Raw genomic sequence first — 13,412 nt, 5'->3', positions numbered from 1 at the left:
TCGGTGCATTCTGCCACTGATCCCTTTGAAAGGCGCTTCGATGATTCCCGTCACTGGCTATGCTGGCCGCAAAGTTGCTGTTCTTGGCCTTGGCCGCTCTGGTCTGGCGACCGCGCGGGCGCTTGTGGCGGGGGGCGCCGAGGCGCTGGTCTGGGACGATAGCCCCGAGGCGCGGGCGCGGGCCGAGGCCGAGGGCTTTGTCTGCCATGATCTTTCCCGTGCCGGGGCCTTTGCCGAGGTGGCGCTTTTGGTCACCTCGCCCGGCATTGCGCATCTTTACCCCGCGCCGCACAAGCTGATTGCCCGCGCGCTTGACGCCGGCGTGCCGGTCGACAATGACATCGGCCTGTTTTTCCGCAGCTTTGCCACCAGCGCTTGGGATGATTTTGAAACCACGCCGCGGGTGATTTGCGTCACAGGGTCGAACGGTAAATCCACCACCACGGCGCTGATCCACCATATTCTAAGCGAAGACGGGCGGCCTTGCCAGATGGCGGGCAATATTGGGCGCGGCGTGCTGGATATGGACCCGGCCGAAGACGGCGAGGTGGTGGTGCTAGAGCTTTCCTCGTATCAAACCGAGCTTGCGCGCGCGCTGACGCCTGACATCGCGGTGTTTACCAACCTTTCGCCCGACCATCTGGACCGGCACAACGGCATGGGCGGCTATTTCGCGGCCAAGCGGCGCCTGTTTGCCGAAGGTGGCCCCGACCGCGCCGTGGTGGGGGTGGACGAGGCCGAGGGGCGGTTCTTGGCCAACCAATTGGCGGAAGGCCCGCAGGATGATCGGGTGATCCGCATCTCGTCGGGCAGCAAGTTGGAAGAATTTGGCTGGTCGGTGTTTGCGCGCAAAGGCTTTCTTTCCGAATGGCGGCGCGGCAAGCAAGTGGCCTCGATTGATCTGCGTGCGATTGCGGGCCTACCGGGCGCGCATAACCACCAGAACGCCTGCGCGGCCTATGCCGCCTGCCGCAGTCTTGGGCTGGGGCCGAAACAGATCGAAGCCGCATTGCACAGCTTTGCAGGCTTACCGCACCGCAGCCAACTGGTGGGCGAGCGGGCAGGGGTGCGCTTTGTCAACGACAGCAAAGCCACCAATGTCGACAGTGCCGCCAAGGCGCTGCAAGCCTTTCCCGCCATTCGCTGGATCGCGGGCGGCATGGGCAAAGAGGGCGGGATTGCGGCGCTGCTGCCCTTTGTGGGCTCGGTGAAAAAGGCCTATCTGATTGGCCATTCGGCACGGGATTTCGCGCTAGAGCTGGGGGATCTGCCGCATGAGATCTGCGAGACCATGCAGCGCGCCGTCGCACGCGCCGCCGAAGAGGCCGAGGCGGGCGAGGTGGTGCTGCTGGCCCCGGCTGCCGCCTCATTTGACCAATACCCGAACTTTGAAAAACGCGGCGAGGATTTTGCCGCACAGGTGCAGGCGCTGCCCGCCTAAGCCCGTGCGGGGCGGCAGGGCGGGGCGCAGCTTTGGCATAAAACCGCCTAGATCTTGCGGTTGGGCGCTGCCTTTTCTCTAGCCTTTGGCGGGTTTCTTAGCTACTCTTTCCTACAGATCCGAAGCAAATCGGGCATATCGGCAGCAACTCGGCAAAATACAGGCGGATTTCCAATGACAGAGATGGTCTATGGCTCGATGCCATCGCGCACATCTGAACCCGTGCTTCCACGCTGGTGGCGCACGATTGACAGATGGTCGCTGACGGCTGTGCTGATGCTGTTTGGCATTGGGCTGTTGCTGGGGCTTGCGGCCTCGGTGCCTCTGGCCGAACGCAACGGTTTGCCCTCGTTCTACTATGTGCAGCGGCAGGCGTTTTTTGGCGGCTTTGCGCTGCTGGCGATTGTTGGCGTGTCGATGATGACGCCTGATATGGTGCGGCGCTTGGCGGTGGTGGGCTTTGGCCTTTCGTTTCTGGCACTGATTTCCTTGCCAGTTTTGGGCACGGATTTTGGCAAAGGCGCTGTGCGCTGGTTCAGCTTTGGCTTTGTCTCGGTGCAGCCGTCGGAGTTTCTAAAGCCTGGCTTCATGGTGGTGATCGCCTGGCTTATGGCCTCGTCGCAAGACCTGAACGGCCCGCCGGGCAAGCTGATGTCTTTTGGTCTTGTCGTCACCGTGGTGCTGTTCTTGGCGTTTCAGCCCGACTTTGGTCAAGCCATGCTGGTGCTGTTTGGCTGGGGTGTGATCTATTTTGTCTCGGGCGCACCGATGTTTTTGATCATCGCGGTGCTGGGCCTGACCAGTGTTGGAGGGGTGACCGCCTATAACACCTCGGAACACTTTGCCCGCCGAATTGATGGGTTTTTGTCCTCCGACGTCGATCCGCGCAGCCAGATGGGCTATGCCACCAGCGCCATTCAAGAGGGCGGTTTCTTTGGCGTCGGCGTTGGCGAAGGTCAGGTGAAATGGACCCTGCCGGACGCCCATACCGATTTCATCATTGCGGTTGCGGCCGAAGAATATGGGCTGGTTCTGGTGCTGGCAATCATTGCGCTTTACACCACTGTTGTGGTGCGCAGCCTGTTCCGGCTGACGCGCGAACGTGATCCCTTTATCCGTCTGGCGGGCACCGGGCTTGCTTGTGTCTTTGGCGTGCAGGCGATGATCAATATGGGGGTTGCTGTGCGGTTGCTGCCGGCCAAGGGCATGACGCTGCCTTTCGTGTCTTATGGCGGCTCGTCGGTTATCGCGGCGGGGATCACCGTTGGCATGTTGCTAGCGCTGACCCGTGCGCGGCCGCAGGGGCAAATGTCGGACATTTTCCGCAGGGGGCGCTGATGCCTTTGCTGTTGATCGCGGCAGGCGGCACGGGCGGACATATGTTTCCAGCCCAAGCCCTGGCCGAAGAAATGCTGGCGCGGGGATGGCGGGTGAAGCTTTCGACCGACACGCGCGGCGCGCGCTATGCCGGCGGCTTTCCAGATCAGGTGCAGATCGTGACGCTGTCGTCGGCCACCTTTGCGCGCGGCGGTTTGGTGGCGAAACTGGCTGTGCCGTTTCGCATCGCAGGCGGCGTTCTGGCCGCACTTTGGTCCAGCCTGCGCGACCGCCCCGATGTGGTGGTGGGCTTTGGCGGCTATCCGTCTATTCCGGCGCTGACGGCGGCTTGGATTTTGCGCAGGCCGCGGATGATCCACGAACAAAACGGCGTTTTGGGCAAGGTGAACCAGATCTTTGCGCCGCGGGTTGACCGTGTGGCCTGTGGCACTTGGCCCACGGATTTGCCCGCAGGCGTGCAGGGCGAGCATACCGGCAACCCCGTGCGTGCGGCTGTGCTTGACCGTTCGGGCGCGGGCTATATCGCGCCGGGCGATTACCCGATGGAGCTGTTGGTGATCGGCGGCAGCCAAGGTGCGCGGATTTTGTCCGATGTGGTGCCCGCCGCGATTGCAGCCCTGCCAGAGCCTATTCGGCGGCATCTGCGCGTGGCCCAGCAAGCCCGCGCCGAGGATATCGACCGCGTCATTGCCGCCTACGCCGAGGTCGGCATTCCGGCCGAGGTTGCGCCATTCTTCGCCGATATTCCGCGCCGTTTGACCGAAGCGCAGCTTGTGATCTCGCGGGCGGGGGCCTCTTCTGTGGCCGATATTTCGGTGATCGGCCGCCCTGCGATCCTGATCCCTTTTGCGGCGGCGACGGGCGATCATCAAACCGCCAACGCGCGTGGGCTGGTCGAGGCGGCGGCAGCCTGCCTGATCCCCGAAAACCAGCTTGACGCCGCCAGCCTCAGCGCGCAAATCGCCCTGATATTGGGCAACCCCGAAGCCGCCAGCCAAATGGCGCGCAATGCTTTCGGGCAGGCCCGCGCTGATGCCACGCAACGCCTTGCGGCCTTGGTGGAAACCGTAGCAACAAGGACGTAACCGCGATGAATGCGACAAAACTGCCAATGGAACTGGGCCCGATCCACTTTGTCGGCATCGGCGGCATTGGTATGTCGGGCATCGCCGAAGTGCTGATGACCCAAGGCTTCCGCGTGCAAGGCTCGGACGCCAAGGCCAGCAAGATCACTGACCGGCTTGCAAGCCTTGGCGCCACTGTTTTCGAAGGCCAAGCCGCGTCCAATATCGGCGAGGCCTCGGTTGTGGTGGTCTCGACCGCGATCAAAAAGGGCAACCCCGAGCTGGAAGAGGCGCGCCGGCGTGGTCTGCCCGTGGTGCGCCGCGCCGAGATGCTGGCCGAGCTGATGCGCCTGCGCTCGAACATCGCGATTGCGGGCACACATGGCAAAACCACCACCACGACGATGGTTGCAACCTTGCTGGACAAAGGCGGCTTTGACCCGACCGTGATCAACGGCGGCGTGATCCATGCTTATGGGTCGAACGCGCGGGCGGGAGCGGGCGAATGGATGGTGGTCGAGGCCGACGAATCCGACGGCTCGTTCAACCGCCTGCCTGCCACCATCGCCATTGTCACCAATATCGACCCCGAGCATATGGAACATTGGGGCAGCTTTGATGCGCTGCGCAAAGGCTTTCTGGATTTCGTCTCGAATATCCCGTTCTACGGTCTTGCGGTCTGCTGCACCGACCACCCCGAGGTGCAAAGCTTGGTTGGCAAGATCACCGATCGGCGCATCGTCACCTTTGGCTTTAACGCCCAAGCCGATGTGCGCGCCATCAACCTGCGCTTTGAAAACGGCATCGGCTATTTCGATGTGGCGTTGCAAGGCGAAGGGCAGGGTGTTGTGATCGAGGGTTGCACCTTGCCAATGCCGGGCGATCATAACGTCTCGAACGCGCTGTCGGCGATTGCTGTGGCGCGCCATCTGGGCATGAAGAAAGACGAAATCCGCGAGGCTTTGGCCGGGTTTGCCGGCGTGAACCGCCGCTTTACCCGTGTGGGCGAGGTCAACGGCGTCACCATCATCGACGATTACGGCCACCATCCGGTGGAAATCGCCGCGGTGCTGAAAGCCGCGCGCCAAGCCACCAAGGGCCGCGTGATTGCCGTGCATCAACCGCACCGCTATTCGCGGCTGCATTCCTTGTTCGAGGATTTCTGCACCTGCTTTAATGAGGCTGACGTTGTGGCGATTGCCGATGTCTATGCGGCGGGTGAAGACCCGATTGCGGGGGCCTCGCGCGATGATCTGATCGCAGGGCTGATCGCGCATGGCCACCGCCACGCGCGCGGCATCTCGGACGAGGCGGATCTGGCGCGGCTGGTCAAAGAACAGGCACAACCCGGCGATATGGTGGTTTGCCTTGGCGCGGGCACGATCTCGGCTTGGGCCAATGGCTTGCCGGCACGGCTGAGCGCACACTAGGCGGCAAAGGCCGCGCGTGACTTTGGCGGATTTATGAAAGGGCGCACAGCCATGTCTTCAATGCCCGCCGTGCGCGGCACCCTGACCGCAAACCGCCCGCTGGCCGATCTGACGTGGCTGCGCGTCGGCGGGCCAGCCGATTATCTGTTTCAACCGGCGGATGAAGCAGACCTGTGCGATTTCCTGCGCGCCCTGCCTGATAATGTGGCGGTGTTTCCTATCGGCGTTGGATCAAACCTGATCGTGCGCGATGGCGGGCTGCGGGCGGTGGTGATCCGGCTGGGGCGCGGCTTTAACGCGATTGCTTGCAAAGACGGCGTGGTCACTGCGGGGGCTGCGGCGCTTGATGCCCATGTCGCACGTCGTGCGGCCGAGGCGGGGCTGGATCTGACGTTTTTGCGCACCATTCCGGGCAGCATCGGCGGCGCTGTGCGGATGAACGCGGGCTGTTATGGCAGCTATGTCGCCGATCATCTGATCGCGGTGCGATGCGCGACACGCGCGGGAGAGATTGTCGAGATCGCGGCGAAAGACCTTGATCTGCGCTATCGTCAATCCAGCCTGCCCGAAGGCTGGGTGCTGCTGAGTGCCCGATTTCACGCAAACCCCGCTGACCCCGAAGCGCTGGATGCTCGCATGTTGGACCAGATCGCCAAACGCGACGCAAGCCAACCCACCAAAGACCGCTCGGCGGGCTCGACCTTTCGCAATCCGGTCGGCCATTCCAGCACGGGGCGCGCCGATGACAGCCAGACGCTGAAGGCATGGAAGGTCATAGATGAGGCCGGTCTGCGCGGCGCAACCTTGGGTGGTGCGCAGATGTCGCCGATGCATTCGAACTTTCTGATCAATATAGGGGGGGCGACGGCGGCAGATTTGGAAGATTTAGGCGAAAACGTGCGAAAAAAGGTTTTCCAAAACAGCGGGATCACGCTAGAGTGGGAAATAATGCGGGTCGGCGAACGGCCCTGACGAATATAACAAATATCACAGGCCATCAAAGGCTTGGATGAGGCAGTAAAATGGCGGATGGCTCTAACAGAGCAGCCTCCACAGTAGCAGTTTTGATGGGCGGTTTTTCTTCCGAGCGGGAGGTTTCTCTGTCCACTGGGCGCGCATGCGCCGCCGCTCTGCGGGAGGCCGGATATCAGGTGGTCGAGGTCGATTGCGACCGCGATCTTTCTGCACGTTTGATTGCCCTGAATCCCGACGTTTGCTTTAATGCGCTGCATGGCCCTTGGGGCGAAGATGGCGCGGTGCAAGGCCTGCTGGAATGGCTGCGCCTGCCCTATACCCATTCCGGCATTCTGGCGTCAGCGCTGGCGATGGATAAGATTAAGACCAAAGAGGTCTATGTCGCCAATGGCTTGCCCGTGGTGCAATCGGTTCTGGCCAGCCGCGATGCGGTCTCGGCAGGCCATGTCTTGCCGCCGCCCTATGTCGTCAAACCCTATAACGAGGGCTCCTCTGTCGGGGTTTATATCGTGCAGGCGGGCAGCAATGCGCCGCGCCTTGCCGATACCATGCCCGAAACCGTGATGGTCGAGGCCTATGCGCCGGGGCGCGAGATGACGGTCACGGTGATGGGGGATCGCGCGCTTTGTGTCACCGATATCCTGACCGATGGTTGGTATGATTTTGACGCGAAATACAAGGTTGGCGGATCGCGCCATGTGCTGCCTGCGCAGATCCCTGCCCAGATCGAGGCCGCCTGTCTGGACTATGCCCTGCGCGCGCATCAGGCTTTGGGCTGCCGTGGCATCAGCCGCACCGATTTCCGCTGGGACGAGGCGCGCGGGCTGGATGGTTTGATCCTGCTGGAAACCAACACCCAGCCCGGCATGACCGCAACCTCGCTTGCGCCTGAGCAGGCGGCGCATTGCGGCATCAGCTTTGCCGAGTTCTGCGCCTGGATCGTGGAGGATGCCTCATGCAACCGCTAGGCCGCCGCGCTGATCCTGCCTATCTGCGCCGCGATCCGGCCCCTTCGCGCTGGCAGTACCGCATGCAGCGCTTGTGGCTGACGCCGGTGTTTCGCGGCCTGTTCCGCTTTGGCGGGCCGGTGGTGGTGATTGGGTTGCTGGGCTTGGCTATCTTTGCCAGTGATGCCCGCCGCAGCGCGATTTTGCAAAGCTTTGCCAATTTGCAGCAGCAGTTTCAGCAGCGCCCCGAGTTTCGGGTGTCTTTGATGTCGGTCGAGGGCGCCTCGCGCGATTTGTCGGATGCGGTGCGCGCGAAACTTGCGCTGCGCCTGCCGATGTCGTCGTTTGATCTGGATCTGGCCGCCTTGCGCGCCAAGATCGAGGCGCTGGACGCCGTGGCTTCGGCCGAATTGCGGGTGCGCTCGGGAGGTGTTTTGCTGGTGCTGTTGACCGAACGCGAGCCGGTGATGGTCTGGCGTAAGGACACGGGGCTGGAGTTGTTGGACAAGACCGGCCACCGCGTGGCCAGCCTGATTGCGCGCGCCGATCGCGCCGATTTGCCACTGGTTGCAGGCGAGGGGGCAGACCGCGCTCTTGGCGAAGCGATGCAGGTCTTTGACGCTGCCGCGCCGATAGCGTCCCGTCTGCGCGGCTTGGTGCGGGTCGGGGATCGGCGCTGGAATCTGGTGCTGGACCGCAATCAGACCATCCGGCTGCCGCAAAGCAATCCAATTGCGGCCCTTGAACGACTTTTGGCGCTAGATCAGGCAGAAAAGCTGCTGGATCGCGACATCCTTTCTATCGACCTTAGAAATCAAGACCGGCCCGCGCTGCGTCTGGCCCCGTTCGCTTTGAACGAGGCCCGCGCGGCACAAGGGCTGGCACCGAGCGCAGGGAACAACCTATGACCGACCTTTATCAATCCCAACGGGCGATGCGGCACATGCGGCGGGCAGCGATGCAGCGCGGTGTGGTGGCGATTTTGGATGTCGGCACTTCGAAGATTGCCTGTCTTGTGCTGCGCTTTGACGGCATCGAGGCCGACCGCGAGGTCGATGGCGTGGGCTCGATGGCGGGTCAGTCGCGGTTTCGGGTGATTGGCGCTGCCACCACCCGATCGCGCGGGGTGCGCTTTGGCGAAATCGCGGTGATGAATGAAACCGAGCGCGCCATTCGCACCGCAGTGCAGGCCGCGCAAAAGATGGCAAACGTGCGGGTGGACCATGTGATCGCCTGTTTCTCGGGGGCAGAGCCGCGCAGCTATGGCTTGGCGGGCGAGTGGGATCTACAAGACTCGGTGGTCAGTGAGCAGGATGTGGCCCAGGTGCTGGCCTCTTGCGATGTGCCAGATTTTGGCGAGGGCCGCGAGATTTTGCACGCCCAGCCGGTGAACTTTGCGCTGGATCACCGCTCGGGTCTGGGCGATCCGCGCGGGCAGATTGGCAACCGTTTGGCCTGCGATCTGCATATGCTTTCGGTCGATGCAAGCGTGGTGCAGAACCTTTTGTATTGCATCAAGCGCTGTGACCTTGAACTGGCGGGCATTGCCTCTTCGGCCTATGCCTCGGCGATTTCCAGCCTTGTGGAAGACGAGCAAGAACTTGGGGCTGCCTGCATTGATTTGGGCGGCGGTGCCTCGGGCATTTCGATCTTTATGAAAAAGCATATGATCTATGCGGATAGCGTGCGCATGGGCGGCGACCATGTGACGTCAGATATCTCGAAGGGGTTGCAAGTGCCGCTGGTGGTGGCCGAGCGCATTAAGACCAAACACGGCGGCGTGCATGCCACGGGGATGGACGACCGCGAGATGATCGAAATCGGCGGCGACAGTGGCGATTGGGAAAAAGATCGGCGTCAAATCAGCCGCACCGAGTTGATCGGCATCATGCGGCCACGGGTCGAGGAAATTCTGGAAGAAGTGCGCGCGCGGCTGGATGTGGCAGGCTTTGACAGCCTGCCCAGCCAGCAGATCGTACTGACCGGCGGCGCAAGCCAGATCCCCGGTTTGGATGGTTTGGCCAGCCGCATCTTGGGCCAGCGTGTTCGTATGGGTCGCCCGATGCGGGTGCAGGGCCTGCCGCAGGCGGCAACCGGGCCTGCGTTTTCCAGCGCTGTGGGCCTGTGCCTTTTCGCCAGCCACCCGCAAGACGAGTGGTGGGACTTTGACATTCCGACCGAACGCTATCCAGCGCGCTCGCTGAAACGGGCCTTCCGTTGGTTTAAGGACAACTGGTAAACCGCTACATTTACGCAAGTCGGCAATATGCCGTGAAAAACAAGCGGAATTCAGCTATATTTGGTGGAATCTGTGACTTTTTTGCGTGACGTTGCGGCTTCATGTGGATAGAATCGGGGATAAATATGCGTTTTCGGCCTCGGGACAGGTTTTGAACGCTGACACGGCAAACAGCGGCGGCAGCCCGCATAAAAACAGGCGGACAAAAAATGGCATTGAATCTGATCATGACTTCGACAGAAACCGAGCTGAAGCCGCGCATCACGGTGTTTGGCGTTGGCGGTGCCGGCGGCAATGCGGTCAACAATATGATCGAGAAAAATCTTGAGGGTGTGGAGTTCGTGGTTGCGAACACCGACGCACAGGCTTTGCAGCAAAGCAAGGCAACCTCTAAGATTCAGATGGGTCTGAAAGTGACCGAAGGTTTGGGTGCTGGCGCGCGTCCCACGGTTGGGGCTGCTGCCGCAGAAGAGACCATCGAAGAAATCGTTGACCATCTGGCGGGCGCGCATATGTGCTTTATCACCGCAGGCATGGGCGGCGGCACCGGTACAGGCGCGGCCCCGATCATCGCGCAGGCTGCGCGTGAATTGGGCGTGCTGACTGTCGGCGTTGTCACCAAGCCGTTCCAGTTTGAGGGCAATAAGCGGATGAAGCAAGCCGAAGAGGGCATTGCGGCGCTGCAAAAGGTTGTCGACACGCTGATCATCATTCCAAACCAGAACCTGTTCCGTCTGGCCAATGAGCGCACCACCTTCACCGACGCTTTTGCGATGGCGGATGATGTGCTTTATCAGGGCGTTAAGGGTGTCACGGATCTGATGGTGCGTCCTGGCCTGATCAACCTCGACTTCGCCGATGTGCGCGCGGTGATGGATGAGATGGGCAAGGCGATGATGGGCACCGGCGAAGCTTCGGGCGAAAACCGCGCCGTTGAGGCCGCCGAGAAGGCGATTGCCAACCCATTGCTTGACGAGATTTCGTTGCATGGCGCCAAGGGCGTGCTTATCAACATCACTGGCGGCTATGATCTGACCCTGTTCGAATTGGACGAGGCGGCAAATATCATCCGTGAAAAAGTCGATCCAGATGCGAATATCATCGTCGGCTCGACGCTGGACACCACGCTTGACGGCGTTTTGCGGGTTTCGGTTGTGGCCACGGGGATTGATGTCACCGCGGCTCGCGCTGAAGGTCCGGTTGCCCGCCGCCCGATGGGCGAGCCTTTGCGTCAGCCAGCCCCAGAGCCGAAGCTGACCGTGTCGCATGTCGCCACGCAGGTTGCAGCCCCAGCGCCGCAGCCAGCCCAGCCGCAGCCGGTGGCTGCCGATCTGTTCCAGTCGCATCAGCCAAGCTTTGCACCACAGCCGCAACCGCAACAGCAGCCCGAGGCGCTGGCCGAAGACGATATGCCGGCTCCGGCCTACCGTCCGCAGGCCGCACAGCCGCAGCCACCACGCCAAGCAGCATCGCTTGACAATGATGCCGGCAGCTTTGTCGCGCCGCGTCCGCGCGCAGCGGGGTCGCCTTCGCCAGAAGCCTTGGCTCGTCTGCAAGCCGCTGTTAGCAAATCGCCAATCCAGCAGGGCGCACGCCCCGGCATGGCACAGCCACAGCAACGTCAGCCCGCAGCCGCCCCTGCGCCAAAACCAGCAGAGCGTCCGCGCTTTGGCATTGGCAATCTGATCAATCGCATGGCGGGTGGCCAAAGCGAAGCCGCCCAAGAGCGCGCGGTTTCGGCCCGCCAGCAGCCACCCGTCACCTCTTATGATGACGAGCAAGAGATGTCTGCCGATCAGGAACGCATCGAGATTCCAGCCTTCTTGCGCCGTCAAGCCAACTAAGCTTTTGGTAACATATTGGAAAAAGCCCGGACCTTCCGGGCTTTTTTGTTTTCTATCAAGGGCTTGTAGGGTTAATTCTCTGTTACAGACAGTTACAAACTGTGAATTGAGCTTCCGCTTGCTTCGACTTAGCTAAGGGGCAATGGCGGAATCTGTGCATTTCGCCCACATCGGAGAGTTTTGTTGCAGTATTCGCTAAAATCCACGGCTGTTTTTCAGGGCAAGGGCCTGCACTCTGGTGCGGCTGTGACGCTGAAAATTCATCCAGCTCCGGTTGGGCATGGGATCTGGTTCCTGCGCAGCGATGTTGGGGCGCAGGATGCGCGGATTCCTGCCGTTTGGGATGCGGTTGTGCCCTCAAAGCTTTGTACGTTGATTGCCAATGACGCTGGCGTGTCGGTCTCGACGATTGAGCATGTGATGGCGGCCTTGGCTGGATCTGCAATAAGCAATGCGCTGATCGAGGTGGATGGGCCAGAGGTTCCAATTTTAGACGGCTCGGCTGCACCTTTCGTAGACGGCATTCTGACAGCGGGCATTCTGGTGCAAGATGCGCCGGTATTGGCCATACGGGTGCTACGCGCAGTTGAAGTGCGCGATGGCGATGCGGTGGCACGGCTGGAACCCTCTGAAATGCTGGAAATCGACTTCCGCATTGATTTCGCCGAAGCCGCAATTGGCAAGCAGTCGATGGTCTTGAACATGGCAAATGGCGCTTTTGTGCGTGAACTGTCCAACAGCCGAACATTTTGCCGCAATGCGGATGTGATTGCGATGCGCGAACGTGGGCTGGCTTTGGGCGGCACGCTGGAAAACGCGGTGGTTTTTGACGGCTCGAATGTGCTGTCGCCGGGCGGCCTGCGTCATGCCGACGAGCCTGTGCGCCACAAGATGCTGGATGCGATGGGCGATTTGGCTTTGGCTGGCGCGCCGCTCTTGGGCCGCTATACCGGCGTGCGTGCGGGGCATGCCTTGACCAACAAGCTATTGCGCGCGCTGTTTGCCCAGCCTGACGCTTGGGCCTATCACAATTGCGAAGGCCATACCGGTGGCAAATTGCCCGGCGTTGGTGTGCATCGCGGCGATCTGCCGCGTTAGCATCGGACTTGCGCGCGGGTCGGTTTGCTGCCAGCTGATTTATAGTGAAGCGAAACCGCCAAAGCTTAAGAAAGCCATTTTGCGCCGGCGATTTTTCTGTGATAGGTGTTTGCAAAGCGTGATGAACGCGACCCTTAGTGGTGGCTCTTGCGCGGGAAATTAAGGTAGGCGGAAGATGGCAGGCAGACAGTCAGGGAAAGCGCTGCGGATGCTGTGCGGTGCGGTTTTGCTCGGCACGCTGGCAGCTTGTGCGGCGCAGAAAGCCAACGATGTGCCGCTTGAGACACTGAGCGCCGAAGACATCTTTAAGCGCGGCGAATTCCTGCTTGAGGATAAATCCGCCAAAAAGGGCCAAGCGCTGGAATACTTTCAGACGGTCGAGCGCCTTTACCCCTATTCGGCTTGGGCCAAGCGCGCGCTGATCATGCAGGCCTTTACCTTGCATAAATTCAAGAAATACGAAGAAGCCCGCACCGCGGCGCAGCGCTATCTGGATTATTATCCGGGTGAGGAAGACACAGCCTATGCGGCCTATCTTCTGGCACTGTCCTATTACGATCAGATTGACGAGGTTGGCCGCGATCAGGGGCTGACCTATCAGGCCTTACAGGCGCTGCGGGTGGTGATCGAGCAATATCCAGACAGCGAATACGCAAAATCGGCGCAGCTGAAATTCGAGATGGCCTTTGATCATCTGGCCTCGAAAGACATGGAAATTGGCCGCTATTATCTGAAACGCGGCAATTACGCGGCCGCGATCAACCGGTTCCGCGCCGTTGTGCAAGATTTCCAAACCTCAAGCCATACCGCCGAGGCGTTGCACCGTCTGGTTGAAGCCTATCTGGCGCTGGGTCTGACAGACGAGGCGCAGACGGCTGGCGCGATTTTGGGCTATAACTATCAATCCAGCCCCTTTTACGAGGACAGCTTCAAGCTGTTGAAAGACAAGGGTTTGGAGCCAAAGCCAAAGGGCTCGAATTGGTTGGCGCAGGTTTACCGCCAGATGATCAAGGGGCAGTGGCTGTGATCACCGCAA

At 60.9% G+C, this 13,412-nt stretch carries 11 protein-coding genes; all 11 read left to right on the top strand.

The window, feature by feature from the left end; genetic code table 11:
* Positions 1 to 40: 40 nt before the first annotated feature.
* The 11 genes from murD (at position 41) to V7Q10_RS05135 (ending at position 13,403) form a co-directional block, all read left to right on the top strand.
* Positions 41 to 1,441, top strand: coding sequence for a UDP-N-acetylmuramoyl-L-alanine--D-glutamate ligase (gene murD, locus V7Q10_RS05185; protein ID WP_333867990.1), 1,401 nt, complete (start codon positions 41 to 43; stop codon positions 1,439 to 1,441).
* Between the two features lie 174 nt (positions 1,442 to 1,615).
* A complete protein-coding gene (locus tag V7Q10_RS05180; protein WP_333867989.1) occupies positions 1,616 to 2,779 on the top strand; it encodes a peptidoglycan glycosyltransferase FtsW in 1,164 nt (387 codons plus the stop codon).
* Complete coding sequence (locus V7Q10_RS05175) at positions 2,779 to 3,864, top strand: UDP-N-acetylglucosamine--N-acetylmuramyl-(pentapeptide) pyrophosphoryl-undecaprenol N-acetylglucosamine transferase (protein ID WP_333867988.1); 1,086 nt, start codon at positions 2,779 to 2,781, stop codon at positions 3,862 to 3,864. The genes V7Q10_RS05180 and V7Q10_RS05175 overlap by 1 nt, the downstream gene beginning before the upstream one ends.
* Positions 3,865 to 3,869: 5 nt before the next feature.
* A complete protein-coding gene (gene murC / locus V7Q10_RS05170; protein ID WP_333867987.1) occupies positions 3,870 to 5,273 on the top strand; it encodes a UDP-N-acetylmuramate--L-alanine ligase in 1,404 nt (467 codons plus the stop codon).
* Between the two features lie 51 nt (positions 5,274 to 5,324).
* The gene (murB, locus tag V7Q10_RS05165; protein ID WP_333867986.1) at positions 5,325 to 6,245 is read left to right on the top strand and encodes a UDP-N-acetylmuramate dehydrogenase; all 921 of its coding nucleotides are present in this window, start codon (positions 5,325 to 5,327) and stop codon (positions 6,243 to 6,245) included.
* A 50-nt stretch (positions 6,246 to 6,295) separates the two neighbouring features.
* Positions 6,296 to 7,216 (top strand): D-alanine--D-alanine ligase, encoded by a 921-nt coding sequence (locus tag V7Q10_RS05160; protein ID WP_333867985.1) that lies wholly within the window; start codon positions 6,296 to 6,298, stop codon positions 7,214 to 7,216.
* Positions 7,204 to 8,103 (top strand): cell division protein FtsQ/DivIB, encoded by a 900-nt coding sequence (locus V7Q10_RS05155; protein WP_333867984.1) that lies wholly within the window; start codon positions 7,204 to 7,206, stop codon positions 8,101 to 8,103. The genes V7Q10_RS05160 and V7Q10_RS05155 overlap by 13 nt, the downstream gene beginning before the upstream one ends.
* Positions 8,100 to 9,434 (top strand): cell division protein FtsA, encoded by a 1,335-nt coding sequence (gene ftsA, locus V7Q10_RS05150; protein WP_333867983.1) that lies wholly within the window; start codon positions 8,100 to 8,102, stop codon positions 9,432 to 9,434. The genes V7Q10_RS05155 and ftsA overlap by 4 nt, the downstream gene beginning before the upstream one ends.
* Positions 9,435 to 9,643: 209 nt before the next feature.
* Complete coding sequence (ftsZ, locus tag V7Q10_RS05145; RefSeq protein ID WP_333867982.1) at positions 9,644 to 11,278, top strand: cell division protein FtsZ; 1,635 nt, start codon at positions 9,644 to 9,646, stop codon at positions 11,276 to 11,278.
* Between the two features lie 183 nt (positions 11,279 to 11,461).
* A complete protein-coding gene (gene lpxC / locus V7Q10_RS05140) occupies positions 11,462 to 12,376 on the top strand; it encodes a UDP-3-O-acyl-N-acetylglucosamine deacetylase (protein WP_333867981.1) in 915 nt (304 codons plus the stop codon).
* Positions 12,377 to 12,551: 175 nt separating this feature from the next.
* Complete coding sequence (locus V7Q10_RS05135) at positions 12,552 to 13,403, top strand: outer membrane protein assembly factor BamD (protein WP_442885823.1); 852 nt, start codon at positions 12,552 to 12,554, stop codon at positions 13,401 to 13,403.
* Positions 13,404 to 13,412: the final 9 nt, after the last annotated feature.

The sequence above is a fragment of the Cypionkella sp. genome (genome assembly GCF_036782355.1).
Lineage (GTDB): Bacteria > Pseudomonadota > Alphaproteobacteria > Rhodobacterales > Rhodobacteraceae > Cypionkella.
The sequence above is the reverse complement of the archived record's forward strand: the minus strand, read 5'-3'. Positions and strand labels throughout refer to the sequence as shown.